Consider the following 25,700-nt stretch of genomic DNA (forward strand, 5'->3'; position numbering starts at 1 on the left):
GGGTCAGGCCTCCTGGGCGTGTGCGCCGGTCGAACGGGTGGAGCGGTTCGAGACCAGCTCGCGGAAACGGTTGAAGAGATAGAACGCGTCGTGCGGCCCTGCGGCCGCCTCCGGGTGGTACTGCACCGAGAACGCCGGGATGTCGAGGCACTCAAGCCCTTCGACCACCTGGTCGTTCAGGCTGAAGTGGCTCACCTGCACGCGGCCGAACCCCTCGGGGGCGTCGATCTCGCCCTCGATCGGCGCGTCGACGGCGAAGCCGTGGTTCTGCGCGGTGATCTCGACGCGGCCCGTGCGCTTGTCGAGCACCGGCTGGTTGATGCCGCGGTGCCCGAAGGGCAGCTTGTAGGTGCCGAAGCCGAGCGCGCGGCCGAGCAGCTGGTTGCCGAAGCAGATGCCGAAGTAGGGCACCCCGTCGCGCAGCAGCTCGCGGAGCACGTCGACCTGCAGGTCGCTCGCCGCCGGATCGCCGGGGCCGTTCGAGTAGAAGAGCGCATCGGGGGCGATGGCGCGGATCTCGTCGAGCGGGGTCGACGCGGGCAGCACGATGACGTCGAACCCGTGCTCCGACAGGTAGTGCACCGTCGCGCGCTTGATGCCCAGATCGAGCACGGCGATCGAGCCGACGCGCTCGACGCCCTCGGCGGCCGGCACGTCGTAGCGCTCCGGCGTCGTCACGAGTTCCGACAGGTTCTTCCCGGCCATCGGCTCCTGCGCGCGCACGAGGGCGAGCTGCTCCTCGTCGGAGAGCTCGAAGTCGGCGCCCGAGAACACGCCGGCGCGCATCGCTCCGGCGGAGCGGATGTGGCGGGTGATCGCACGCGTGTCGACGCCGGAGATGCCGACCACGCCGTCCTCCACGAGGTCCTCGTCGAGGGAGCGCTGGGCGCGGAAGTTCGATACGCGGCGCGCGGGGTCGCGCACGATGAAGCCCGCCACCCAGATCTTGCGCGACTCCATGTCGTCGGCGTTCGCACCGGTGTTGCCGATGTGCGGGGCGGTCATGAGCACGATCTGACCGGCGTACGACGGATCGGTCAGGGTCTCCTGGTAGCCCGTCATGCCCGTCGAGAAGACGACCTCGCCGAGCGTTCGGCCGGTCGCCCCGTATGCGCGCCCTACGTATCGTCGTCCGTCTTCGAGCACCAGCACCGCACGGCCCGCGGGCACAGCGGAGGCCGGGGGCGCGGTGACGCCCTGCGGCGCCACGGCGTCGTTCGCCGTCTCTTCGGTCGGGTTCGTAGTCACGCATCCTCCTGGGTGGTGTGGGGAGTGGAATGGGTCTGGGGGCCGGGGGCGTGCGCCGCTCCGGCGGGGATGATCTGCGCGACCGCGTCGGCGAACCGCAGCTGATCGGCGGGGAGGGAGAACCTGAAGCTCGACTCGACTGCCGAGCCGTCGGCGGCCCGCCACTGCAGCACGGAGAGGCCGTCGCGCTCGACCGCCTTGCCCACCCGTCGGCTCGCGACGTCGGTGCCGAGCAGCCGGTCGACGGGCAGGTGGATCTCGGGTTCGCCGGTGACGGCGATCGTCGCGCCGTCGGCGCGCAGCGTGACATCGGCGAAGCCCTTGAACTGCAGGCCGGGGATCGACAGGCGGTCGAGGGGGGCGCCGATGCGCGTCGTCGACACGTAGCCGACGCGCGGGAAGGCGGCGACCACGGCGCCGACGAGCGCGTCGCCGTGCTCCGCGAAGGCGCTGTGGCGCCGTGCCCGGCCGCGCCAGCCGATCCACATCGCGAGCAGCACGACGGCGGCGATGGCGACCATGACGAGCGCGAAGGCGGTGCGGGTCATCGCTCGCCTCCCGTGCTCCGCGCAGACGCCGCGACGGTCTCGGGGGCGACCAGCTCGCCGTCGTCCACCGTCAGGAACCCGCGTCGCACGGTGTACGCCACGCGGCCCGGCAGCTCCATGCCGAGGAACGGCGAGTTCGCGCTGCGGCCGCGCAGCCGGTCGGTCGAGAACGTGCTCGTGCCCGTCGGATCGACGAGCACGAGATCGGCTGGCTGACCGGCCTCGATCGCCGTCGGGTGCCCCGCGAGGCGGCCGATCTCGGCCGGGCGCTGCGAGAGCAGCGCCTCGAGCTCCGACCAGCTGGCGTGCCCCTCCTGCACGAGGGTGAGCAGCGCGATGGGCAGCGCCGATTCGAGACCGACCATGCCGAACGCCGCCGCATCCCACTCGCAGTCCTTCGCCTCCACCGGGTGCGGCGCGTGGTCGGTCGCGATGATGTCGATGACGCCCTCCGCGACCGCGGCCCGCAGCGCGCGCACATCGTCCTCCCGGCGCAGCGGCGGGTTCACCTTGAACCGCGGGTCGTACGTGCGCGCGAGCTCCTCGGTGAGGATCAGGTGGTGCGGGGTGACCTCCGCCGTCACCTGCACCCCGCGAGCCTTCGCCCAGCGGATCACCTCGACGGAGCCCGCGGTCGACAGGTGGCAGATGTGCAGTCGGGCGCCGACGTGCTCGGCGAGGAGCACGTCGCGGGCGATGATCGACTCCTCGGCCACTGCGGGCCAGCCCTTCAGGCCGAGCTCGCTCGACAGTGCGCCCTCGTTCATCTGCGCGCCCTCGGTGAGCCGCGGATCCTGAGCGTGCTGGGCGATGACGCCGTCGAAGGTCTTCACGTACTCGAGCGCCCGGCGCATGAGCAGGGCGTCGTGCACGCACTTGCCGTCGTCCGAGAAGACGCGCACCGCCGCCCGCGACTCCGCCATCGCGCCGATCTCGCTGAGGCGCTCGCCCGCAAGATCCTCCGTGACCGCCCCGATGGGCCGCACGGTCGCGTAGCCTGCGGCATCGCCGAGGGCCTGCACCTGCTCCACCACACCGGCCGTATCCTGCACGGGCAGCGTGTTCGCCATCGCGAACACGCTCGTGAACCCGCCAGCAGCGGCGGCCCGCGTGCCGGTGAGCACCGTCTCCGACTGCTCGAAGCCCGGCTCGCGCAGGTGCGTGTGCAGGTCGACGAGCCCGGTCATCGCGACGAGGCCGTCGCCCTCGATGATCCGCTCCCCGTCGCGCGGCTCCAACCCGCCCGCCGCCTGCGTCGCGCGCTCGACGACGACGCCGTAAGCGATGCGCAGGTCGACCGCCGCGGCGTCCGCCACCTGCTGGCCGCGCTCGGTCAGCGCAGCGGCGAGCCGGGCCCCGCGGATGAGGAGCCCGTTCGTGGTCGTCGTGTTCGTCATGCCTGCTCCGTTCGCTCGCCCGACAGTAGAAGATAGAGTGCCGACATTCGCACCGAGACGCCGTTCGCGACCTGCTCGAGCACGGTCGAGCGATCGGAGTCGGCAGCGCCCGAGGAGATCTCGAGCCCGCGGTTCATCGGGCCGGGATGCATCACGATCGCGCGATCCCCCAGGCCGGCCAGTCGCGCCCCGTCGAGACCCCAGACGCGCGCGTACTCGCGCTCGTTCGGGAAGAAGGCGGCGTGCATGCGCTCGCTCTGGATGCGGAGCATCATGACGACGTCCGGCTGCTCCTCGCGGAGCGCGGCGTCGAACGAGTGATGCACCGTCACCGGCCAGGTTCGCGCCCCGTACGGCAGCAGCGTCTCGGGAGCGACGAAGGTCACATGCGCGCCCAGCGCGTTCAGCAGCCAGAGATTCGAGCGGGCGACGCGCGAGTGCGCGATGTCCCCCACGATGACCACCGACACGCCGTCGAGGTCGCGGCCGCGACTCGCATCGCCGCTCTGCCCGGCGCTCCCCGACCCGCCGAAGAGCCGGCGACGCATCGTGAACGCGTCGAGCAGCGCCTGCGTGGGGTGCTCGTGGGTGCCGTCGCCCGCGTTCAGCACGCCCGCGTCGATCCAGTTGCTCGCGGCGAGCTTCGCCGGAGCGCCCGACGCGGGGTGCCGGATCACGACGCCATCTGCGCCGATCGCCTGCAGGGTCTGCGCCGTGTCTTTCAGCGACTCGCCCTTCGACACCGAGGATCCCTTGGCGCTGAAGTTGATGACGTCGGCGCTCAGGCGCTTCGCCGCCGCCTCGAACGAGATGCGGGTGCGCGTCGAGTCCTCGAAGAAGAGATTGACGACCGTCTTGCCGCGCAGGGTCGGCAGCTTCTTGATCTCGCGCTGCTGCGTCGCCGCCATCTCCTCGGCGGTGTCGAGGATGAGGATCGCCTCGTCGCGCGAGAGGCTGCGCGTGTCGAGCAGGTGTCTCATGCGATGGGCTCCGTGCTCGCGCCCGGCTCTGCGCTCGCGTGCGCGTCGTCGTGGGCGGACGTGCTCCGTCGCCCGTCGCCCGCGTCGCCGTGCTCCGAGGTGATCGTGACCTCGTCGGCGCCGTCGTGCTCCTCCAGACGCACCGCGATGCGCTCGTGCTTCGCGCTCGGCAGATTCTTGCCGATGTAGTCGGCGCGGATGGGCAGCTCGCGGTGGCCCCGATCGATGAGCGCGGCCAGGCGCACCGCCTGCGGCCTGCCGTGATCGTTCAGCGCGTCGAGCGCGGCTCGCACCGTGCGGCCCGAGTAGAGCACGTCGTCGACGAGCACCACGGTCGCGCCGTCGATGCCCGAGGCGGGCATGTCGGTGGGCTGCGGCGCACGCGTCGGATGCTGGGCGAGGTCGTCGCGATACATGGTGACGTCGAGGCTGCCCACGGGCACCTCGCGGCCTTCGATGCGCGAGATGATGTCGCCGATGCGACGGGCCAGCAGACTGCCTCGGGTCGGAATGCCCACGAGCACGAGGCCGTCGACACCCTTGTTCGCTTCGATGATTTCGTGCGAGATTCGGGTCAGCGCGCGCGAGATCTCAGCACGTTCGAGTACTGTTCGCGTTCCCATAACCGAGCCCCCCTTCCCCGCCTCACGGGACGGAATTAAAAGAAAAGCTTGCAACCGCTCCAGTCTATCGCATGCGGCGCTCGCGCCGTGCGCGAGCCCCGGCGCGCGCGGCGGGTCCCACCGACCCGCCGCGACGCCCGGGGAACGTCACGCGCTGGCGTGATCCGCGATCTTGCCCAGCACGCCGTTGACGAAGCGGCCCGAATCATCGGTCGAGTACTCCTTGGCGAGCTCCACCGCCTCGTCGATCGCGACGGCGGCGGGCACCTCCTCGTTGAACAGGATCTCCCAGGAGGCGAGACGCAGCAGCGCTCGATCCACGTGGGGCATGCGCTCGAGCGTCCAGCCCTGCGCGTAGCTCATGATGAGCTCGTCGATGCGGTCGCGGTGATCCGTGACCCCGTCGACGATCTCCCGCGCGTACAGCCAGGACGCGGCGCGGTCGGGTTCGCTCGAGGCGCGCTGCGCCTCGGAGTTCACGATCGTCGCGATCGGGACCTCGCGGAGATCCGCCTGGTACAGCATGTCGAGGGCGCGCTTGCGCGCCTTGGTTCGTGCCGACACCGAGGATTAATCGTTGACGCGGCCGAGGTAGTCACCCGTGCGGGTGTCGACCTTGACCTTCGTGCCGGTCTCGAGGAAGAGCGGAACCTGGATCTCGGCGCCGGTCTCGACGGTGGCGGGCTTCGTGCCGCCGGTCGAGCGGTCGCCCTGCAGGCCCGGCTCGGTGTAGGTCACCTCGAGCACCACCGATGCGGGGAGCTCCAGGTAGAGCGGCTCGCCCTCGTGGAGGGCGATCTGCACCTGGAGGTTCTCGAGCATGAACTTCGCCGCGTCGCCCACCACAGCGCCGGAGACGGTCAGCTGGTCGTAGTCGGACTGGTCCATGAAGACGAAGTCCGCGCCGTCCTGGTAGAGGTACTGGTAGTCGCGACGATCGACGTTGGCGGTCTCGATCTTCGCGCCCGCGTTGTAGGTCTTGTCGATGATCTTGCCCGAGACGACGTTCTTCTGCTTCGTGCGGACGAAGGCGCCGCCCTTGCCCGGCTTCACGTGCTGAAACTCCACCACGCTCCAGAGCTGGCCGTTCTCCTTGATGACGGTGCCGTTCTTGATGTCATTCGTGCTGGCCATGCAGTGGTTCTCCAGGATTCTGTAATGTTCGGGCGCCGAATACGCGCCGCACCAGCATACACGGCGGGTGTTTTGCAGGTTCGGCACAACGGCCGCCGCCGCATGCGGCGATCCCCCTAGGCTCTCCCCCATGCACATGCTCTTCCGCACGCTCTGGCACCAGTGGTTCGTCGGCCGTCGGGGCCCGAAGCTGGGGTTCGAGGGCGTCTCCCGATCCCGCTTCCGCGTCTGGCCCACCGACCTCGACATTCTGCGGCACATGAACAACGGCAAGTACCTGTCGATCATGGACGTCGCGCGGTTCGACCTCATCCAGCGCAACGGCGTGTGGGAGCTCTTCGCGCGCGAGCGCTGGTACCCGGTCGTCGTCGGGCAGACGATCTCGTATCGCAAGTCGTTGAACCCCTGGCAGCGGTTCTGGATCGAGTCGCGCATCCTCGGGTTCGACGACCAGGCCGTCTACATGGAGCAGCGGTTCGTGCGCCCCGACGGGCAGCGCCGACCCGATCTGCACGCCCGAGCCGTCGTGCGCGCCCGCATTCTGCGCCGATCGGGCGGCGTCGTTCCCGTGGCCGAGATCATCGAGAAGAGCGGCGCCGACCCGAGCGCGCTCGTGGTGCCCGACGACGTGCTCGCGTGGGGCCGCTCGACGCGCCTCCCCTCGACGCGCGTCGACGCGTTCAGCGAGTGGGAGTGATCCGCGTTCTTCCGAGCCCTCCGCTCGCCGCGCTCTCCCCCGCTCCTCCCGAACCCCTCCGGCTCCCTCCCCCCTTCCCCGCGGGTGAGCACTATCTGCTGAGCGGCGCCCGTCCGATCGCAGAAACTGCTCACCCGGAACGGCACGTTGAGACCGCAAGAATGAACCGAGCGTACGAGTTGGTGTAGGGTGTGCGCGGGGGGTGGCCGAACGAGAAGGTGTATGAGATGGCCGACCCCGACTTTCACGCTGCGCAGCAAAACGACGACTCCGCTCCCCCGATGTCGGAGGGCGCGGAATGGAGCTCCTCCTCCACGCCGCAGGCCATCGCGGACGCCGCGCCTCCCGCGCCGGCTCGCTTCGCGCCGATGGGCGCGTGGCAGATCATCGGCCGATCGTTCGGCCTCCTCGCCTCCAATCCTCGACGGGTGCTGATCGCAGGCGTGCTGATCCCATTCCTCATCAGCGGGACGGCTGCCGTCGCCTCGCAGCTCGCGCTGGTCGCTGCAGAGCACGCCGAGTACAGGCCCGAGCACCTGTCGCTCCTGCTCCTCTCGTTCGTCGTAACGATGGTCGAGCTGGTGCTCTCGCTGGTCGTCCCCACGGTCGCTCAGGCCTACGTACTCATGAGCTTCCGAGAGGCCGTGCTCGGCAATCGCGCGTCGAACTCCACCATCTTCTCCGGGCTGCGCGAAGTGTGCGGCGGCTTGATCCTCTGGGTGCTCATCCTCGCCGGCGCAGGAGTGGTGGTCGCCATCGTGGCGGTTGTGCTCGTGTTCCTGTTCCTTCTCGCAACGGTGGTCTTCTCCGGAGACGCGTCCAGCTCCTCCGCGCCCTCCGCGGTGTGGCCCGGCCTCGTGATCCTGCTGGCGCTGATCTGCATCCCCGTGGTCTGGCTTTCGATCCGAGTGGCCCTCACCCCGGCAGTCATCGTGCTCGACCGCATGCGCCTCGGAGCGGCGATTCGCGAGTATTGTAGGTTGACCCGTGGAAGGGGCTGGCGCGTCTTCGGCGTGTTCTTCGCGCTCGGCTCTGCGCACATGATCGTCTCGCTGCTCGCGCTCATCGTGTGCATCTTCGCCGCCGCTGCCGTGATGGGGGCCGTCTACTTCGAAGTGTTCGGACCCTTCGAGCATTGGACGCTCGTGCTCGTGTTCCCCGTGGTCCAGGCATTCCTCGCGGCCATCTCCGTCGCCGTCACGGCCAACGCGACCGGACTGCTCACCGTCGATGCGCGCATGCGAGACGGGTGGCTCGCGGGATCGCTGAACGGCTACGCGGCCGCGCGCGACGCGGGCTTCGCGTCGTACGCGCTGCCCGATCCCTTCGTGTCGCCGCCCGAAGCATTCGCCCCGCCGGGAGCCGCGTCGGCTGCTCCACGCCCGGATCCCGGCTCCCACACGACCACGTCGAGTTGACGCGATCCGCCACCAAAACTGCTCGCCCGCAACAAGTCAGCCGCGCGGGGTGCGCGCGCCGAGGTGCGGGCCCTGGTTGCCGATCTCCCGGCAGGTGATCCGAATGGTCCGCTCGCTCTCGTCGTACACGTGGCGCGCCGCGAGACGCCCGTCGGCGAGTGCACCCGCGAGCCAGGTGAAGCTCGCCGAGTCGACGGGCTGCTCCCCCTCCGCGAGCAGCATCAGCTGCAGCATGAGCATCTCGGGCAGCGTGACGTGCGGCCCGTGCGCGAACCCGAGGCCCAGCACCGGCGGGCGCACTCCGGCGGGAATCAGCCGCAGGGTCCACGGGACCCCCGACGAGGTCGCGACGGGCGCCCCGGCCGGAGCCGCATCGAGCACGCCGAATTCGTGCTCGGCCTCGGATGCGAGCACGAGAGCATATGCGCCGTGCGTCTCCCGCACGGCGTCCGGCGATGCATCGGTCGCCGCGGCGACGGCCGCTCGCCAAACGTCGGCGCCGCACCCGAAGGGCGCCGGCACTGCGGTCAACGACGGGTCTGACGCCAGCTCCGCACCGAGCCGTGCGAAATCGACGCCGGCGGCGGCGAACGCCTCGGGCTCGGGCGGGTCCACGGACATCCAGGCGCACGCCGCGCGGGCAGCGGCGAAGCTGCGCTCCACCCGGCTCCTGGCACCCCGGTCGTCGATGTCGGCGAAGGCGGCCTGCGGCAGCAGGCGCGCCGCCGCGGCGTCGAGACGGTCGTCCAGCGACGCCGCAGCTCCGGGCGCCGCATGGCGCGCAGCAGCTGCGTCGAGATCACTCGCGAGATCGGGGAACAGCGCGCGAATGAGTTCGAGCCGCGCGCTCACACGCCCCCGATCGCCGCGCCACGCCCCGTGGCTCGACGCTTCGCCACCCCACGCCACCGCATCTCTCGACACCGCATCTCTCGCAGCTGCATCTCCGGCAGCCGCATCTCTCGACCTCGGATCTCCCGACACCGCTTCCCCCGCCCTCGTCATCGCCGCCGACCGCCGCCGACCGCTGTCGACCGCTGAGACGGCCGGCCCGAGCCGCCTGCGACCGTCCACCCTCACGCTATCGGATCGTCCGCTCGACGTCGTCGAGCAGCAGACCGTGGAGCATCTCGGGCAGCGCGCGGGCGTCGCGCAGGGTGCGCCCCTGCGGCGCGTATCGGTCGGCGAGGTCGGCCGTCCCGATCCCGATGCCGTGCACCTCCACGCCGCTCCGCCGCAGTCGCCGCAGCGCATGCTCCGCCGCCACGGGGTCGTTCGAGCCGCCGTCGCTGACGAGGATCACCACCCGTCTGCGCGCGAGCCCGCCGTCCGCCCGTGGCACGGTCGACGCTCCGTCGGCGGCGATCACGCCGAGCTCAAGCGCCGCCGCCCGGAGCGCCGCGCCGTCGTTCGTAGACCCCCGCGGGGAGCGGATCGCGCCGTGCACCGCGCGCCGCACCTGGTCGTCGAGGCCCGCGGAGAGCGGCTTCACCGCGTCGACCGCCGAGTCGAAGACGATGAGCGCGGTGCGGATGTCGAGTTCGAGCGGCGCTCCGCTCGCCCGCTCGGCGGCCTCGACGTCGCGGGCCGCTCCGGCGAGCGCCTCGGTCATGATGAGCATCGCATCGGCCGCCGCCTCGGCCGCCGCGCCCTGCATCGAGGCGGATCGGTCGACGAGCAGCACGTAGTCGGTGCTTCCCGATCTTCGGGTGCGCCGCATGCGCAGGGCGCGGTCGCGGAAGGCGCGCGGGCGCGGAACGCCGGCCAGCGATTCCGCGACGGCCTGCGCGAGCGATTCGGCGGCGAGGTCGTCGCCGGCAGCGCTCGGGCGCGCGCTCGCCACCCGGCGCGGTGCGGCGCGCTCGACGATCACGCGCGCCCAGACCGCGCGCATGCGCTCGATCGCGTCGGCGAGCTCCGCGGCGCGTCTCAGGTAGTCGGCGAGATCGGTGCGGGCGGCGCCGCCGCCGGTACCGCCGCCCGCACCCTCGGCGGGGTCCGGGGGGTTCCCCTCGGACCCCGCCGAGACGTCTTCGGGCAGCGGGGCGCTCGAATCGGTGCGTCCGCCGCCGGGCATCGGGGTCGCGAGCACGCGGTCCATGAATCCCGCCTGCTGCGCGGCGAAGAGGTCGGCGCCCTCGGCCGTCTCGCGGCCGTCTCCGGCCCGCGCGCGCTCGTCATCCGACTCGGCGTTCGCGTCGCCCCCATCGGAGGTCTCAGCCTCGCCGCCCGAGTCGTCGTCCCCGGCGGCATCGGAGTCGCCCGAAGCGCCCCGACTCGACGCCAGCTCGCTGAATGCATCGGCGTCGCCCCCCGCCGGGTCGGCGCCGCCCCCGCCGGCGTCGAGCCCGCGGTCGAGCGCGTCACGCGCCGCCAACCGGTCGTAGGCGGGAAGCAGCCAGGCGACCGCGCGCTCGTACCGGCGCACCGCCGCGCGAGTCGGATCGGGACCCAGAACGCGTCGGAACACACCGAGCGATCCGTCGGCCTCCGCATCGGGCCCGCCCGCTCCCTCGTCCGAGACCGGATCGAGCAGTCCGTGCCACTCCGAGTGCACCTCGGGAACGGTGCCGACGAGCGGCGAACCGGCGTCAGCGGCTCCGGCGAGACCCGCGTGCACGATCACAGCCACCCACTGCAGGTGCCGCGGCCAGGCCGACACGTCGCTCGGGATGCTGCGCTGCTGCGCGGCGCGGAGCGCCGGGCGGAGGCCCGGCATGGCGCTGAGCAGCTCGAGCGTCGACTGCACGCGATACACGGCGTCGAAGAGGGGCGCCGCCTCGGGGCGCACCCGCGCGAACGACTCGCGTCGACGCGCACGTGCGCGCTCGACGCGGGCGTTGCGCGGCCCCTCCCAGAGATGCAGCAGCGCGAGCGCGATCGCCTCGGGCTCCGGGTGCCCGCGCACCCCGTACCACCCGAGCCCCACGCGCAGCCCGGCTTCCGTGAGCTCCCATGCGTCGTCGTCGGTCACGCGCACGGGGATGCCGAGGATCGCGCCGGTCGCCTCGACGCGTGCGCGCAGCTGCGCCCGTCGCGCGTCGCCCGTCTCCGTCATGCCCTCACCCTATCCGGGCCGCCCGGCGCCTATCCGGGCCGCCCGGCGCCTCTCCGGGCCGCTCAGCGCCCTTTCGTGCCGCGTGGTAGCGTGACGCCATGCTGCCCGTCGACTCAGACCCCGTGCTCGGAGAGGCCGCCGCGCTGCGCGCGGAGACGCATCGCATCCGCCGCGCCATGGCGATCGACGCCCGCGCGGAGACCCGCGCCGAAGCCCGCGCTGATACGGGCACCGACGTCGCAGACGGCGCCGCCCGATCGCACGCCCGAGACCTCGCTCGCGTCTCGCAGCGCCTCGGCGCCTTGATCGACGACCCGGCGCACCGCCGAGTGATCGATGCGGCGCTGCAGTCCCGCGCCGCGTCCCTGCGCATCGCCATCGCCGCGCGCCGTGCGGAGACGGAAGCGCGTCGCGACCGCGCCGTCGCGGATGCGATCGTGGCGCGCGCGGTGCGCGGCGGGCGCGAGCTGACGGGAACGGAATCGGAGCGGGTGCGCGAGCTGCGGGCTCGACGGCCCGAAGACTCCTGGCAGTCGGCGATCGACAGCGTCGAGCGCCGGGACACCGTACTCGAGGCGCTGGGCACGCTGCGTATCCGAGACGCGCGACGCGAGTTGCGGGAGGGGCTGCTGCAGACCGAGCAGATGCGGGGCATCATCGCGGAGGCTGGCCCGGCGCTGCGCCGGGGCGACCCGGTGCTGCTCGTCGGCGAGACCGGCGGGGCGAAGACCGCGCTGGCCGAGCACCTCGGCCGCGTCGTGCTCGGCCGGGAGCCCGAACTGATCTCCGGGTACGGCGACATCACGAGCGCGCAGGTCGTCGGCACTCACGAGCTGCGCGCCGAGAACGGCGCGACGGTGAGCGTGTTCACGCCGGGGCCGCTGCTGCGCGCCATGCGCGAGGGCCGACCGGTGATCCTCGATGAGGTGAACGCGATGCCGCCCGAGTTCTTGAAGCGCCTCAATCGCATTCTGCAGTTGCGGCCGGGAGACACCCTGAACGTGCAGGAGGATGCGGGGCGGCCCGTCACCATCGCGGCCGGATTCGCGATCCTCGCCACAGCCAACGAGCAGACCCCTCACCGCTACCGGGGGCTCGATCGTCTGAGCGCCGAGCTGGTGAACCGCTTCGGGGCGAACGCGTACCGGGTGCACTACCCCGACACCGGCTGCGATTACGCGGCGTTCCCCGCGGAGAACGGCCTGCTCGCGGTCGCGGCGGTGGCCGATCGTCACGGCGCGCTCCCCGAGCATCTGCCGTCCGACGCGCTGATCCGCGCGGCGCGCGCGGCGTTCATCAGCCAGCAGGTGTTCGCGGGCGAGCACGGGGCGGGCTTCTCGGATTACGTGAGTGCGGAGCGGGAGATCGACGGGCGGCCCGGCCTCGAGGAGTCCGTCATCGCACCGCGCACCCTCGTAGCGATCCTGCAGAAGGTCGCGGGGAGCGCCGGCGAGATCGGGCTCGATCGCGCGTTCTCCCGCTTCGTCGAGGGTGTGATGCACCGCGAGGACCGGCGCGTGCTCGCGCTCATTCTGGAGGGCCAGGGGTTCCGGATCCGCTGACGCGGGCCGTCGCGTGCCCCGCGGCGGCCCGGCTGCTGTACCGACGCCCGCGCGTACCGCCGCACGCGCGATCCGCCGGCCAGCGGGCTCCTAGCTCGCGATCTCCTGATAGGCGAACTGCAGCATCGACTCGTCGACGCCCGCGAGCACGCGGGGCTTGCCGATCTCGTCGAGCACGATGAAGCGCAGCATCCCGGCGCGCGCCTTCTTGTCGCGCTGCATCGTCGCGAGGAGCCCCGGCCACCGCCCTGCCGGGTACGCGAGCGGGAGCGTCAGCGAGGTGAGGATCCGGCGGTGCCGATCCACGGCCTCATCCGAGAGTGCGCCGGCGAGCCGGCCGAGCTCCGCCGCGTACATCATGCCGATCGAGATCGCGACGCCGTGTCGCCACTGGTAGCGCTCGGCGTGCTCGATGGCGTGGCCCAGGGTGTGCCCGTAGTTCAGGATCTCGCGCACTCCGCCCTCCCGGAAGTCCTCGGAGACGACCCGCGCCTTCACGCCGACCGCCAGCTCGACCACGCGCTGGAACTCGGGGGTCGTCGGATCGGTGGCGCGATCCACATCGCGTTCGAGGATGTCGAGGATCTCGGGCTCAGCGATGAATCCGCACTTAGCGACCTCGGCGAAGCCCGCGAGAATCTCGTTGCGCGGCAGCGTCTCGAGCAGGTCGAGGTCGCAGATGACCGCGGCGGGGGCGTAGAAGCTGCCGACGAGGTTCTTGCCCTCGCTCGTGTTGATTCCCGTCTTGCCGCCGACCGAAGCGTCGACCATGCCGAGCACCGTCGTGGGGATCTGCACGAGTCGCACGCCGCGGAGCCAGGTCGCCGCGACGAACCCGGCGAGGTCGGTGACCGCCCCGCCGCCGAGGCCGATCACGGCGTCGGTGCGCGTGAAATCCGACTGGCCGAGGATCTGCCAGCAGAACGCCGCGACCTCGACGCGCTTCGCGGACTCGGCGTCGGGCACCTCGGCGAGCAGCACCTGGGTGTACCGCTCCTGCAACTGCTCGCGCAGGTCGTTCGCGAACTTGCCGACCGTGGGCGTGTGGACGATCAGCACCTTCGCCACGCGATCGCCGAGCGCCTCCGGCACGCGATCGAGCACGCCGCGGCCGATGGTCACCGTGTACGAGGTCTCCCCCGTGATCGCGATCTCCGTCGCTGCATCGGTCATGACTGCTCCTTCTCGCCCCGACGGGCGGTGCGCTGATGGCGTCCGCCGTTGCGGGCCCACTGGGCGACGCGACGGACGAGCTGTTCTTGGGTCGCACGGTCGGTGCGGTACGTGACGTCTGCGACGGCCTCGTACAGAGGCCTGCGCTCCTGCAGAATGCGGCCCCATGCCTGGGGGTCGTCGCGCAGCAGCGGTCGACGCGCGAGGTTCGCCGTGCGCAGCACCGCCTCCTGCGTCGTCATGAGCAGCACGACCGGATGCCGGGCCAGGAGCGCGCGGGTCGACTCCGTGAGCACGGCGCCGCCGCCGAGTGCGACGATGCGGCACCCCTCGGCGCCGAGCTCCTCGGCGATGACCTCGGCCTCGACCCGTCGGAACTCCGCTTCGCCCTGCGACGCGAAGAAGTCGTTGATCGGCCCGTGCCGGCGCACGATGACGGCGTCGGTGTCGACGAACGGCACGCCGAGCTCGCGGGCGACCCGCTTGCCGAGGCTCGTCTTCCCCGCGGCCATGGGCCCGACGAACACGATGGCGCGATCGGGGAGCTGCGCGCCCGGCCGGCGGCGCCGCCGTCTGCGCTTCGACCGTGCGGCCTTCGCGCCCTTCGACGGAGACTCGAGGGGCTCTTCCGCGACGGTCGGGATCACCTGCAGCGGGCTGGTCGGGGGCGACGGCTTCGGCTTGTGCTCCGGCGGCCCCGCATCCCGGGCCACCCTGCGGTGACCGCTCATCGTCTGCGCCGCCTCACGACTCGATGACGGTCGACAGGCGCTCCGGAATCGCCGCGATGTACGCCTCGAGGTTGCGACGGGTCTCGGAGACGCTGTCTCCGCCGAACTTCTCGGTGACCGCGTCTGCGAGCACGAGCGCGGTCATCGCTTCGGCCACGACGCCGGCGGCGGGCACCGCCGAGACGTCGCTGCGCTGGTGATGCGCCTTCGACTCCTCGCCGGTCGCGATGTCGACGGTCGGCAGCGCGTGCGGCACGGTCGCGATCGGCTTCATGCCCGCGCGCACCCGGAGCACCTGACCCGTCGTCATCCCGCCCTCGATGCCTCCCGCGCGAGACGTCTCGCGCGCGATCCGGCCCGAGTCGAGATGCAATTCGTCGTGCGCCGCCGATCCACGGCGTCGCGTCGTCTCGAATCCATCGCCGACCTCGACCCCCTTGATCGCCTGAATGCCCATGAGCGCTCCGGCGAGCCGCGAATCCAGTCGTCGATCCCAGTGCACGTAGGAGCCGAGCCCGGGCGGGAGGCCGTACGCGAGCACCTCGACGATGCCGCCGAGCGTGTCGCCCGACTTCTTCGTGTCGTCGACCTCGGCGACCATGCGGGCGCTGGTCTCGGCGTCGAAGCAGCGCAGCGGGTCCGCGTCGAGCGCATCGACGTCGTCGGGCCGGGGCAGGGCGTAACCTGCGGGAACCTGCACGTCGCCCATCGAGATGGTGTGGCTGACGAGCCTGATGCCGAGCTCTGCGAGGAAGGCGCGGGCGACGGCGCCGAGCGCGACGCGCGCGGCGGTCTCGCGCGCGCTCGCCCGTTCGAGCACGGGGCGGGCCTCGTCGAAGCCGTACTTCTGCATTCCGGCGAGATCGGCGTGCCCGGGCCGCGGGCGGGTGAGCGGCGCCCCGCGTCCGCGGGACTTCTCCGAGAGTTCGGTCGCCTCGGCCGACATCACCTCGGTCCACTTCGGCCACTCCGTGTTGCCGATGCGGATCGCGACGGGGCCGCCGATGGACACGCCCTGCACCACTCCCCCCGAGAGGTTCAGCTCATCCTGCTCGAACTTCATGCGCGAGCCGCGGCCGTACCCCAGCTTGCGGCGCGCGAGATCCGCGCGGATCCCGTCGAGCGATACCGGGACGCCGGCAGGCAGCCCCTCGAGAACAGCGATCAGTTCGGGGCCGTGAGATTCTCCGGCGGTCAGCCAACGCAGCATACCCGCTATCCTCCCACACCCGGCCGCCTGCGTCAGACAGCGCGGCGCATTGCGCTGCGCACCGCCGCCTCGTCGTCGTCGAGCGGTCGGGTCGGATCGCCGTGCACGAAGATGCGCACCTGCACGAGGGCCTGCTCCACGAGCATCTCCGTGCCCGGGTGCGCCTCACCGCCGGCTTCGCGCCATCGCGCCGCGAGGGGCGAGGGCCACGGATCGTAGGCGACGTCGAAGAGCGGGGTGCCGGTGAGGCCCTGCGGGAGCGGGACGCGGGCGGCCGCGGGTCCGGGCAGGGCGGAGATCACCAGCGTGCGCGCGTCGGGCTCGCTCGGGGGCTCCGTCCCGTCGCCGCCGTACACGAGCTCCATCGGCGCGGCGTCGGGCGCGGCTCGCGTCCCCGTGAAGCGATCGACGAGCGTCCGCCCGGCATCCGCGTTGCGAGCGAGCAGGGTGATGCGCTCCGCGCCGAGCCGGCGCGCCGCGAGGATCGCCGACACCGCCGTGGCGCCGGAGCCGAGCACCACGGTGCACCGCACGTCGAGGCGGGCGCGTGCGATCGCCGCGGACAATCCGGGCACGTCGGTGTTCGCCCCGAACCAACCGCCGTCGCCCCGGCGCAGCAGCGTGTTCACGACGCCGCTCTCAGCGGCGACCGCGTCGAGCTCGCCGGCGATCCGGTGCGCCTCGACCTTGAGCGGCATCGTGACCGAGAAGCCGCGCCACTCGGCGCCGCGGCCCTGCAGGAACGGGGCGAGACCCTCCTCGCCGCATCGCACCGCGGAGTAGTGCCAGTCGAGCCCGAGCTCGCGGTAGGCCGCCGCGTGGATGCGCGGCGATCGTGAGTGGGCGATCGGGAACCCGAGCACCGCGAGTCTCGCGGTCACTCAGCAGCCCTGATCGGGATTCGCGGCGCACCACTCGCGGAACTGCCCGATAGCGGCCTCGTGCTCCTCCTGCGTCGTCGAGAAGACCGACTCCCCCGTCTCGAGGTTCACGGCGACGAAGTAGACCCAGTCGCCCGCCGGAGGGTTCAGCACCGCCGAGATGGCGTCCCGGCCCGGGTTCGCGATCGGACCCTTCGGCAGCCCCTTGTTGACGTACGTGTTCCAGGGGTTGTCATCGGCGAGGGCCTCGTCCGTCGACCACACGCTGCCGTCGGCGTGCTGACCGTAGCCGTACTGCGCCGTCGAGTCCATCTGCAGCAGCATTCCCTCCGCCAGCCGGTTCTCGATCACGCGCGCGACCTTCGGGAAGTCCTCGATGCGGCCGCCCTCGCGCTGCACGATGGACGCCTTCGTGAGCACCTCCTCGCGCGACTCCGGTGCGACGCCCATCTCGTCGAGCACTTGGATCTGCGTGTCGACCATCTTGGCGATCGCCTCGGCCCCCGTCGTGTCCTCCTCGAATTCGTAGGTGGCGGGGAACAGCCACCCCTCGAGGGAGTCGACTCCGGCGGGCAGGCCGTAGGCGCTCACGTCCGCTGCGGCCGCCTGGAGCTCCTCCAGCGGAATGCTCGCACCGGCGGAGACGAGTTCGAGCGTCTTCTCGACGGTGTTGCCCTCCGGGATGATCGCGGTGAACGCCATGCGGTTCTCGGGGTTCTCCAGCGCGTCGAGCGCCGCCTGGGCGCTCATCTGCGACTTGACGCGGTAGGAGCCGGGCAGGAAGGCGACCTCCTCGGGCTGTTCGAGCAGCAGGCTGTAGAACGCCTCCGCGGTCTTCACCACGCCGGCCTCTTCGAGCGACGCGGCGATGTCCTCGCCGATCTCGCCCTCGGTGATGACCACGACGACCTCGCCCGTGCCCTCGCCCTCGTAGTCGTTCGACGTCCAGCCGAGCGCCTGCGAGATGCCGTCGCCGTAGTGCGACCAGAGATAGGCGCCGGCGCCGGCGAGACCCCCGAGCAGCAGTACCGCGACGAGCAGCGAGATGAGGATCCGCCTGCCCGTCCGTCGCCGATCCTCGCGCGTGCGTGCGTTCACTCCGTGGCCTCCTCGGTCACCGTCGTTGTCGCCTCTACCGCGTGACCCGGCACCGCACCGGTCGATCGCTCGATATCGAGGGCGTGCTGCAGGATCACGACCGCCGCGGCCTGATCGATGATGGATCTGCTCTGCTTCGTGCGCTTGCCCGCAGCCCGCAGCTGACCCTGCGCCGACACGGTCGAGAGCCGCTCGTCGACGAGGCGCACCGCGATGTCGGCTGCAGCGGGATGCGCGGCGAGCGCGTGCGCGAACCGCTCCGCATCCTCCGTCGACGGGGTGCGCTCACCGCGCAGGTTGAGCGGCAGCCCGACCACCGCTTCGAACGCGCCGAGCTCGGCTGCGATCGCGGCGATCCGCACGAGGTCGGCATCGCCGCTCGCGGCGCGGGGAACCGTCTCCACGGGCGTCGCGAGCATGCCGTGCGGGTCGCTCTGCGCCACGCCGATTCGGGCCTTGCCCACGTCGACGCCGATGCGTACACCGGTGCGCACGCTCAGCCGCCCAGGGAACGGCGGATCTCGGCGAGCGCCGCGTCGATCTGCGCGGCGTCGGTTCCGCCGCCCTGCGCGAGGTCGTCCTTGCCGCCGCCGCCTCCGCCGAGGATCTGCGCCCCGGTGCGCACCAGGGCGCCGGCCCGGGCACCGGCCTCGCGGCCCGCGGGCGTGGTCGCAGCGATGACCACGGGCTTGCCGCCCGCCTCACCCGCGAGCACCACGACGCCGGGCTGCGAGCCGAGCTGCTCGCGAACGGTGAGCGCGAGGGAGCGGATGTCGTCCGCCGAGCCCACCGCGCCGAGCGACGCGAGCACCGCGCGCACCCCGCCGAGCTGCTCCGCTCCCGCGAGCAGCTGCGGAACTCGCTCGCGCAGCTTCTCCGCCTCGAGCGCCGCGATCTTCTTCTCGGCGGCGCGCAGCTGCGCGCCCAGATCCTGCACCTTGGTGACGAGCTCTCCGCGGGGCACCTTGAGGCCCCCGGTGAGCTGCTGCACGATCGCGCGCTCCGCGGCGAAGTTGCGGAACGCCTCGATGCCGACCAGCGACTCCACGCGCCGGTTGGTGGAACCGACCGAACTCTCGGAGATGAGGTTGATCATGCCGATCTCGGCCGAACTCGTCACGTGCGTTCCGGCGCAGAGCTCGCGCGACCAGGGGCCTCCGATGTCGACCACGCGCACGCGGTCGCCGTACTTCTCGCCGAAGAGCGCCATCGCCCCGAGCGCCTTGGCTTCGTCGAGGGGCATCTCGCGGGTCACCACATCGTAATCGGAGCGGATCGCGAGGTTCGAGATCTCCTCGATCTCGCTCTTCGTCTCCGCCGACAGGGCCTCGGTGTGCGCGAAGTCGAGGCGCAGGTACCCGGCCTTGTTGTACGAACCGGTCTGGTGCGCGCTCTGGCCGATGACGTCGCGCAGCGCCGCGTGCACGATGTGGGTGCCCGAGTGCGCCTGCGTCGCACCGCGCCGGTAATCGGCATCGACTCGGGTCTCCGCCCGCGCATCGATGCCGATCGTGCCGATGACCACGCGGACGGTGTGCACGATCAGCCCGGCGACGGGCTTCTGCACATCGAGCACCTCGGCTTCGAAGCCGTCGCCGATGATCCGCCCCTGATCGGCGTCCTGTCCCCCGGACTCGGCGAACAGCGAGGTCTCGGAGAGCACGAGTTCGGCGATATCGCCCTCGTGCGCCTCGCGAACCGGGGCGCCGTCGACCACGATCCCGAGCACCCGGCCCTCGTGCACGAGCTCGTCGTACCCGGTGAAGAGGGTCTCGCCCAGCCCGCGCAGCTCCTTGTAGATCGACAGATCGGCGCGCTGGCCCTTCTTCGCCTTCGCGTCGGCCTTCGCACGATCGCGCTGCTCCTGCATCAGCGATGTGAAGACCTCGGCGTCGACGGGCACGCCGGCCTCCTCCGCGATCTCGAGCGTGAGCTCGATCGGGAATCCGTGGGTGTCGTGCAGCAGGAAGGCGGTGTCGCCCGGCACCGCAGCATTCGCCGACTTCGCGGCGTCGACCGCCGAGTCGAGGATCTGAATGCCGGAGGCGAGGGTGCGCAGGAAGGTCTTCTCCTCCGCGTACGCGGCGCGCTCGATGAATGCGAAGTCCTCGGCGACGGCCGGGTACGCCGCCCGCATGGCGTCGCGCGAGACGGGGAAGAGCTCGGCGAAGCAGGGCCCCTCCACGCCGAGCAGGCGCATCGACAGCGTGACGCGGCGAAGCAGGCGCCGCAGAATGTAGCCGCGCCCCTCGTTCGACGGGGTCACGCCGTCGGCGATGAGCATGAGGCCGCTGCGCACGTGATCGGCGATGACTCTCAGCCGCACGTCGTCGGCGTGATCCGCGCCGTACGTCTTGCCCGCGATCTCGGCCGCGCGATCGAGCACCGGGCGCACCTGATCGATCTCGTACATGTTCTGCACGCCCTGCTTGATGAACGCGACGCGCTCCAGGCCCATGCCCGTGTCGATGTTCTTGCGGGGCAGCTCGCCCAGAATGGTGAAGTCGGTCTTCGACCGCACGTCGGCGACCTCGTACTGCATGAAGACCAGGTTCCAGATCTCGACGTAGCGGTCGTCGTCGGTCGCCGGACCGCCGTCGACGCCGTACTCCGGGCCGAGGTCGTAGAAGATCTCGGAGCAGGGGCCCGCGGGGCCCGGCTGGCCCGTCGACCAGTAGTTCGTGTCCTTGCCGAGCCGCTGGATGCGCTCGTCGGGGAGGGTCGAGTGCTCGCGCCACAGCGCGATCGCCTCCTCGTCCTCCTCGTACACCGTCACCCAGAGGTCCTCCGGCGCGAAGCCGAGGCCGCCGTCGGCCTCGCTCGTCGTCAGCAGCTCCCAGGCGAAGCGGATCGCGCCCTCTTTGAAGTAGTCGCCGAACGAGAAGTTGCCGCACATCTGGAAGAAGGTGCCATGACGCGGGGTCTTGCCGACCTCCTCGATGTCGTTCGTGCGGATGCACTTCTGCACGCTCGTCGCGCGGTCGAAGGGAGCCGGCACGAGACCGCTCAGGTAGGGCACGAAGGGCACCATGCCGGCGACCGTGAACATGAGGCTCGGGTCGTCGCTGACGAGCGACGCGGACGGGACCACGGTGTGCCCCTTCTTCTCGAAGAAGTCGAGCCAGCGGCGATGGATTTCGGCGGTCTGCATCGGGGGTCTTTCTGTGGAAGTCGGTCGGTTGCGTGCGAAGCGGGAGGTCTGCGGATCAGCCGCGCTCGCGGATGGCGGCGCTCAGCGCCTCGGCATCCGCATCCTCGTCGTCGGCGTCGCCCTCGCGGTAGCCCGACGCGAACGCACGTCCCAGCTCGTCCATGCCGCGGTTGACGCGGGCGAAGAATCTCCGGCCCTCGGTCGTCTGGTTCACGAAGTGCGCCCCCACGAATCCCAGCGCGACTCCGGTGATCAGCCAGAACAGCTTGCCCATGTTTCGGTCCTCCCGTCGGCGTCGGTGCGCGACCGCGCGGCCGCGCGTGCTCGAGCACTCGACAAGCTTAGCGGGTGGCCCCGAGCAGGCGGAGCGGGGCGGATACGACGAACGGGGCGCCGGATTCGATCCGGCGCCCCGTTCCATTCGCGGGTGCGAGTGCTTAGCGGCCCGAGTAGTACTCGACGACGAGCTGCACTTCGCAGGTCACGGGGACCTCGACGCGCTTGGGGCGGCGCACCAGGCGGGCCTGGAGCTTGTCGAGCTCGACCTCGAGGTAGCCCGGAACGTTCGGGAGCACCTCGGCGTGGCCGCCGGCAGCGGCGACCTGGAAGGGCTCCATCGCCTCGGAGCGGGCCTTCACGTGGATGAGCTGACCCGGCTTCACGCGGAACGAGGGGCGGTCGACGATCTTGCCGTCGACGAGGATGTGACGGTGCACGACCATCTGGCGAGCCTGCGCCGTGGTGCGCGCGAAGCCCGCGCGCAGCACGAGGGCGTCGAGACGCATCTCGAGCAGCTCGACGAGGTTCTCACCGGTCAGGCCGTCCTGACGACGCGCCTCCTTGAAGGCGATGGTGAGCTGCTTCTCGCGGATGCCGTACTGGGCGCGGAGACGCTGCTTCTCGCGCAGTCGGACGGCGTAGTCGCTGTCGCTCTTGCGCTTGGTGCGGCCGTGCTGGCCGGGGCCGTAGGGGCGCTTCTCGAGGTAGCGCGCGGCCTTCGGGGTCAGCGCGATGCCGAGCGAGCGCGACAGGCGGGTCTGGGAACGGGTACGCGACGTAGTCGACACGTGGATCCTTTCGGGTTTCTGATGAATGCAGGCGATCCGGATGCGGATCGCTCAGGTTCTCTCGGCCAGGCTGCGCCCGCATCAGCAGGTGATGCACGCGACGCAGCGAACCGTTGTTCGGTGAGGGAACGACCAGTGCAGAAACCCGGCTACAGGGCGACTGCCGACCGCTTCCCGAGTGCAGCCTGCAACGGGAGCGGTGTTGGCCGTCGACCAGCTTATCACCTTCTCGCCGCGATTGCCGGTTCCGCGCGCCCGGACCTCACGGGGAGGAGTCGCTCGACCCCCGGGTGATCCGACGGATCTTCTCGAGCCGCTCCCCCACCCCGCGCTCGTTGCCGTGCTGCGTCGGCTCGTAGTACACGCGGCCCCGCAGCTCGTCGGGCAGATACTGCTGCTGCGACACCCCGCGCGGGTCGCTGTGGGGGTAGCGGTAGCCCTTGCCGTGCCCCATCCGCTTCGCTCCCGGGTAGTGGGCGTCGCGCAGATGCTTCGGCACCAGGCCGAACCGACCGGCTTTGACGTCGGCGATCGCGGCGTCGATCGCGGTGATGACCGCATTCGACTTGGGCGCGGTCGCGATGTAGATCGTCGCCTCGGCGAGCGGGATGCGCGCCTCCGGGAGCCCGATCAACTGCGTCGCCTCCGCGGCGGCGACGGCGATCGGGAGCGCCTGGGGATCCGCCATGCCGACATCCTCGGCGGCGTGCACCATGAGCCTGCGGGCGATGAACCGCGGATCCTCCCCCGCCTCGATCATGCGCGCGAGATAGTGGATCGCCGCGTCGGGATCCGATCCGCGCAGCGACTTGATGAAGGCGCTGATGACGTCGTAGTGCTGATCGCCGTTCTTGTCGTAGCGCAGCAGCGCGCGATCGATCGAGATGGCGACGGTCTCGCCCGTGACCACCGGAGTCCCGTCGCCCTCGGCGCTCGCGACCGCCGACGCTCCGGCGGCCTCGAGGCCCGTGAGCGCGCGACGGGCGTCGCCCGAGGCCACCTGCACGAGCGCCTCGAACGCCTCGTCGGTCACCTCGACCGCGCCTGCCAGCCCGCGCGGATCGGTGACCGCGCGCTCCAGCAGGTTTCTGAGGTCGGGATCCGCCAGCGGCTCCAGCGTGAGCAGCAGCGAGCGCGAGAGCAGCGGGCTGATCACCGAGAACGACGGGTTCTCGGTCGTCGCGGCCACGAGGGTCACCCAGCCGTTCTCGACACCCGGCAGGAGCGCATCCTGCTGCGCCTTCGTGAACCGGTGGATCTCGTCGAGGAAGAGCACGGTCGCGATGTCGTAGAGGTCGCGATCGTTGAGCGCCCGCTCCATCACCGTGCGCACGTCCTTGATCCCCGCCGTCACCGCCGACAGCTCCACGAAGCGCCGCCCGCTCGAGTGCGCGATCGCCTGGGCGAGCGTCGTCTTCCCGGTGCCGGGCGGGCCCCAGAGGATCACGGAGACGGCTCCCCCGCCGCCCGCCGCGTCCGACGCGAGCGTGCGCAGCGGCGATCCCGGCTTCAGCAGGTGCTGCTGGCCGACGACCTCGTCGAGCGATCGCGGACGCATCCGCACCGCGAGCGGCGCCGTCTGCGCGGGCACAGGTCTCGAATCCACGCCTCCATCGTATCGACCGCGCACCCCGAGACCTCAGCCCGGCACTGTGGCATAGTGGTGGTGACTATTCCGTCCGGTCGGTAGCCCGGCCCCACACACGACAGGTGAGCACAATCGTGAGCGAAGCGAGCAACGAGACGTCCTGGGGACGAGTCGACGAAGACCGTACCGTCTACGTGCGCGAGGGCGACGCCGAACGCGTCGTCGGCTCATTCCCCGACGGCACCCCGGAGGAGGCGCTCTCGTACTTCACCCGCAAGTTCGCCGACCTCGAGGGGCAGGTGACCCTGCTCGAGGCGCGCATTGCCCGCGGCACCGCCGACGCCTCGGCCGCCGACACCGTCGCCAAGCTCCGCGAGCAGCTCGTCGAGCCGGCCGCCGTCGGCGACATCGCCGGCCTGCGCGCGCGCGTCGAGAAGCTCGCATCGAAGACGGCCGAGCTGAGCGAGAAGCAGAACGCCGAGCGCGAAGCCGCTCGCGCGGAGGCCGTCGCGAAGCGCGAGGCCATCGCCGCCGAGGCCGAGCGCCTCGCAGGGCAGCCCGCGGCGTCGATCCGCTGGAAGGACACGAGCCAGGCCTTCGAGCAACTCTTCACCGACTGGCAGACCGCCCAGCGCAGCGGCCCCCAGATTCCGAAGTCGCAGGCGGATGCGCTCTGGAAGCGGTTCCGCTCCGCCCGGCAGTCGTTCGACTCGGCGCGGCGCGCGCACTTCGCGCAGATGGACGCGACCAACAAGGACGTGAAGCAGCGCAAGGAGCGCATCATCGCCGCAGCGGAAGCGCTGGCGCCTCGCGGCGTCGACGGCATTCCCGCGTACCGGGCCCTCCTCGACGACTGGAAGGCCGCCGGGCGGGCGAGCCGCAAGCTCGACGATCAGCTCTGGGCCCGGTTCAAGGCGGCGGGAGACGTGCTGTACGAGGCGAAGGCCGCGGAGGCCGCGCAGACGAACGAGGAGTACGCCGAGAACCTGACGGCGAAGCAGGCGCTCCTCGACGAGGCGTCGCCGATTCTGGAGGTGCGCGATCACGCGGCCGCGCGCAAGCAGCTCACCGCGATCCAGCTGCGCTGGGACGAGCTCGGCCGGGTGCCGCGCGAAGCTCTGCGCGACATCGAGGGCCGTCTGCGGAAGATCGAGGATCACGTCAAGCAGCTGGAAGACGAGCACTGGAGCAAGACGAACCCCGAGACGAAGGCGCGCAGCGAGGGCCTCCGAGGCCAGCTCGAGGCGTCGATCGCCGATCTCACCGCCGAACTCGAAGCGGCCCGCGCAGCGGGCGACGCGGGGAAGGTGAAGGACGCAGAGGAGAAGCTCGCCACGCAGCAGTCGTGGCTCGCCGCCATCGGCGACTGACTTCCGCCCACCCCTCGGTGCCGTCACGGATCGCGCGAGTTCTCCACAGCCCTCGGTTCGGAGTCCGCGTGCGAGCCGCCCGGTGCTGCACCATGAGGGGATGACGCTTCCTCACGTGCACGCCCCCCGCTCGGCCGATACCGCAGAACCGGCGCACGACGCACGCGCGCCGGAGTCGCGTTCCTTCGCGGTCCACGACTCGCTGCCGATGGCGACGCGACGCCGACCGCGACTCGAGGTGCCGCGCATCCACGAGTGGCCGCCGGCCGTGCGCTCTGCGGAGCGGCTGCGCGGCACGCTCGTTCCGTGCGGACCCGGAATGCGGCCCGTGGCCTGGCCCGAGACGCCCCGCGTGCGCCTCTCGGCGCTCGCCCCGTGGCTGGAGGAGCGGTACGTCGCGATCGGCCTGACCGCCGCGTGGGTCTGGGGGGCGGCGCGGAGCCCGGGCGACCCCCTCCAGTGCTCGACCGTCGGGCGGAAGCGGCCGCCCGCGCGGCGCGCGCCCGGCGTCGCCGTGCACGAGCACGCGCTCGCGGCAGCCGACTTCGTGCGCATCGGCCGGGAGTCCGTCACCACGCAGATGCGCACGCTGTGCGACCTGCTCCGCTCGGCGGGCACGTTCGGCGTCGAGTCGCGCGTCGCCTGCCGCATCCTGCTCGCGCGCGAGCCCGGCGGCAGACGGACGGTGCAGGCCGCGCTCGACGCCGGCTCGTCTCGCCACCGGCGCATCGCGACGGCCCGCCTCGCCTCACTCTGACCGGCAGCG

General features: G+C 71.4%; 24 protein-coding genes. 5 read left to right on the forward strand and 19 right to left on the reverse strand.

Annotated elements, in window-relative coordinates:
* Window positions 1-3: 3 nt before the first annotated feature.
* The 7 genes from carA to efp all read right to left on the reverse strand — a co-directional run bounded on the left by carA (window position 4) and on the right by efp (window position 5,930).
* The gene (carA, locus tag BLT44_RS11270; RefSeq protein WP_176783304.1) at window positions 4-1,209 is read right to left on the reverse strand and encodes a glutamine-hydrolyzing carbamoyl-phosphate synthase small subunit; all 1,206 of its coding nucleotides are present in this window, start codon (window positions 1,207-1,209) and stop codon (window positions 4-6) included.
* A 35-nt stretch (window positions 1,210-1,244) separates the two neighbouring features.
* The gene (locus BLT44_RS11275; protein WP_010156972.1) at window positions 1,245-1,796 is read right to left on the reverse strand and encodes a PH-like domain-containing protein; all 552 of its coding nucleotides are present in this window, start codon (window positions 1,794-1,796) and stop codon (window positions 1,245-1,247) included.
* On the reverse strand, window positions 1,793-3,193 hold the full coding sequence (locus BLT44_RS11280; RefSeq protein ID WP_010156971.1) for a dihydroorotase: 1,401 nt from the start codon (window positions 3,191-3,193) through the stop codon (window positions 1,793-1,795). The genes BLT44_RS11275 and BLT44_RS11280 overlap by 4 nt, the downstream gene beginning before the upstream one ends.
* Window positions 3,190-4,173 carry an aspartate carbamoyltransferase catalytic subunit gene (locus BLT44_RS11285; RefSeq protein ID WP_010156970.1) on the reverse strand — a complete coding sequence of 328 codons (984 nt, stop codon included), beginning with the start codon at window positions 4,171-4,173 and terminating at the stop codon, window positions 3,190-3,192. Before BLT44_RS11285 ends, BLT44_RS11280 begins: the two co-directional genes overlap by 4 nt.
* Entirely contained in the window at window positions 4,170-4,796 is a 627-nt protein-coding gene (pyrR, locus tag BLT44_RS11290; RefSeq protein WP_010156969.1) for a bifunctional pyr operon transcriptional regulator/uracil phosphoribosyltransferase PyrR, read from the reverse strand. The genes BLT44_RS11285 and pyrR overlap by 4 nt, the downstream gene beginning before the upstream one ends.
* A 147-nt stretch (window positions 4,797-4,943) precedes the next feature.
* Window positions 4,944-5,360 (reverse strand): transcription antitermination factor NusB, encoded by a 417-nt coding sequence (nusB, locus tag BLT44_RS11295; RefSeq protein ID WP_010156968.1) that lies wholly within the window; start codon window positions 5,358-5,360, stop codon window positions 4,944-4,946.
* 6 nt (window positions 5,361-5,366) lie between these two features.
* Window positions 5,367-5,930 (reverse strand): elongation factor P, encoded by a 564-nt coding sequence (gene efp, locus BLT44_RS11300; protein WP_010156967.1) that lies wholly within the window; start codon window positions 5,928-5,930, stop codon window positions 5,367-5,369.
* 130 nt (window positions 5,931-6,060) lie between these two features.
* Between efp and BLT44_RS11305 the strand changes: the two genes are divergently transcribed.
* Complete coding sequence (locus BLT44_RS11305; protein ID WP_010156966.1) at window positions 6,061-6,627, forward strand: thioesterase family protein; 567 nt, start codon at window positions 6,061-6,063, stop codon at window positions 6,625-6,627.
* A gap of 227 nt (window positions 6,628-6,854) precedes the next feature.
* Complete coding sequence (locus BLT44_RS11310; RefSeq protein WP_010156965.1) at window positions 6,855-8,045, forward strand: glycerophosphoryl diester phosphodiesterase membrane domain-containing protein; 1,191 nt, start codon at window positions 6,855-6,857, stop codon at window positions 8,043-8,045.
* A 36-nt stretch (window positions 8,046-8,081) separates the two neighbouring features.
* Here BLT44_RS11310 and BLT44_RS11315 read toward each other — a convergent pair whose 3' ends face one another.
* Together BLT44_RS11315 and BLT44_RS11320 are read right to left on the reverse strand one after the other, a co-directional pair.
* On the reverse strand, window positions 8,082-8,897 hold the full coding sequence (locus BLT44_RS11315; RefSeq protein WP_143026049.1) for a hypothetical protein: 816 nt from the start codon (window positions 8,895-8,897) through the stop codon (window positions 8,082-8,084).
* A gap of 229 nt (window positions 8,898-9,126) precedes the next feature.
* Window positions 9,127-11,103: a vWA domain-containing protein gene (locus BLT44_RS11320; RefSeq protein ID WP_074690224.1), complete on the reverse strand. Its 1,977-nt coding sequence runs from the start codon at window positions 11,101-11,103 to the stop codon at window positions 9,127-9,129.
* A gap of 98 nt (window positions 11,104-11,201) precedes the next feature.
* On the opposite strand from BLT44_RS11320, the gene BLT44_RS11325 reads away from it, so the two are divergent.
* Window positions 11,202-12,665: an AAA family ATPase gene (locus BLT44_RS11325; RefSeq protein ID WP_010156961.1), complete on the forward strand. Its 1,464-nt coding sequence runs from the start codon at window positions 11,202-11,204 to the stop codon at window positions 12,663-12,665.
* 90 nt (window positions 12,666-12,755) lie between these two features.
* Here the strand turns inward: BLT44_RS11325 and aroB are convergent, their stop codons facing one another.
* The 10 genes from aroB to BLT44_RS11375 all read right to left on the reverse strand — a co-directional run bounded on the left by aroB (window position 12,756) and on the right by BLT44_RS11375 (window position 23,534).
* Window positions 12,756-13,838 (reverse strand): 3-dehydroquinate synthase, encoded by a 1,083-nt coding sequence (gene aroB, locus BLT44_RS11330; RefSeq protein WP_010156960.1) that lies wholly within the window; start codon window positions 13,836-13,838, stop codon window positions 12,756-12,758.
* Entirely contained in the window at window positions 13,835-14,569 is a 735-nt protein-coding gene (locus BLT44_RS11335) for a shikimate kinase (RefSeq protein ID WP_040504975.1), read from the reverse strand. The genes aroB and BLT44_RS11335 overlap by 4 nt, the downstream gene beginning before the upstream one ends.
* A 13-nt stretch (window positions 14,570-14,582) precedes the next feature.
* Window positions 14,583-15,779, reverse strand: coding sequence for a chorismate synthase (gene aroC / locus BLT44_RS11340; protein ID WP_010156958.1), 1,197 nt, complete (start codon window positions 15,777-15,779; stop codon window positions 14,583-14,585).
* Window positions 15,780-15,811: 32 nt separating this feature from the next.
* On the reverse strand, window positions 15,812-16,660 hold the full coding sequence (locus BLT44_RS11345; protein WP_010156957.1) for a shikimate dehydrogenase family protein: 849 nt from the start codon (window positions 16,658-16,660) through the stop codon (window positions 15,812-15,814).
* Window positions 16,661-17,758, reverse strand: coding sequence for an endolytic transglycosylase MltG (gene mltG, locus BLT44_RS11350; RefSeq protein WP_010156956.1), 1,098 nt, complete (start codon window positions 17,756-17,758; stop codon window positions 16,661-16,663).
* On the reverse strand, window positions 17,755-18,252 hold the full coding sequence (ruvX, locus tag BLT44_RS11355; RefSeq protein ID WP_010156955.1) for a Holliday junction resolvase RuvX: 498 nt from the start codon (window positions 18,250-18,252) through the stop codon (window positions 17,755-17,757). The genes mltG and ruvX overlap by 4 nt, the downstream gene beginning before the upstream one ends.
* A 2-nt stretch (window positions 18,253-18,254) precedes the next feature.
* A complete protein-coding gene (alaS, locus tag BLT44_RS11360) occupies window positions 18,255-20,909 on the reverse strand; it encodes an alanine--tRNA ligase (protein WP_074690225.1) in 2,655 nt (884 codons plus the stop codon).
* A gap of 55 nt (window positions 20,910-20,964) precedes the next feature.
* Complete coding sequence (locus tag BLT44_RS11365; protein WP_010156952.1) at window positions 20,965-21,183, reverse strand: hypothetical protein; 219 nt, start codon at window positions 21,181-21,183, stop codon at window positions 20,965-20,967.
* Between the two features lie 163 nt (window positions 21,184-21,346).
* The gene (rpsD, locus tag BLT44_RS11370; protein WP_010156951.1) at window positions 21,347-21,976 is read right to left on the reverse strand and encodes a 30S ribosomal protein S4; all 630 of its coding nucleotides are present in this window, start codon (window positions 21,974-21,976) and stop codon (window positions 21,347-21,349) included.
* A gap of 262 nt (window positions 21,977-22,238) precedes the next feature.
* Window positions 22,239-23,534: a replication-associated recombination protein A gene (locus BLT44_RS11375; protein ID WP_040505419.1), complete on the reverse strand. Its 1,296-nt coding sequence runs from the start codon at window positions 23,532-23,534 to the stop codon at window positions 22,239-22,241.
* Between the two features lie 161 nt (window positions 23,535-23,695).
* Between BLT44_RS11375 and BLT44_RS11380 the strand changes: the two genes are divergently transcribed.
* Entirely contained in the window at window positions 23,696-24,934 is a 1,239-nt protein-coding gene (locus tag BLT44_RS11380; RefSeq protein WP_231291608.1) for a DUF349 domain-containing protein, read from the forward strand.
* Between the two features lie 100 nt (window positions 24,935-25,034).
* Window positions 25,035-25,691 carry a hypothetical protein gene (locus tag BLT44_RS15370; RefSeq protein ID WP_010156947.1) on the forward strand — a complete coding sequence of 219 codons (657 nt, stop codon included), beginning with the start codon at window positions 25,035-25,037 and terminating at the stop codon, window positions 25,689-25,691.
* The last annotated feature ends 9 nt before the right edge of the window (window positions 25,692-25,700 follow it).

The organism is Leucobacter chromiiresistens, assembly GCF_900102345.1.
GTDB classification, from domain to species: Bacteria; Actinomycetota; Actinomycetes; order Actinomycetales; family Microbacteriaceae; genus Leucobacter; species Leucobacter chromiiresistens.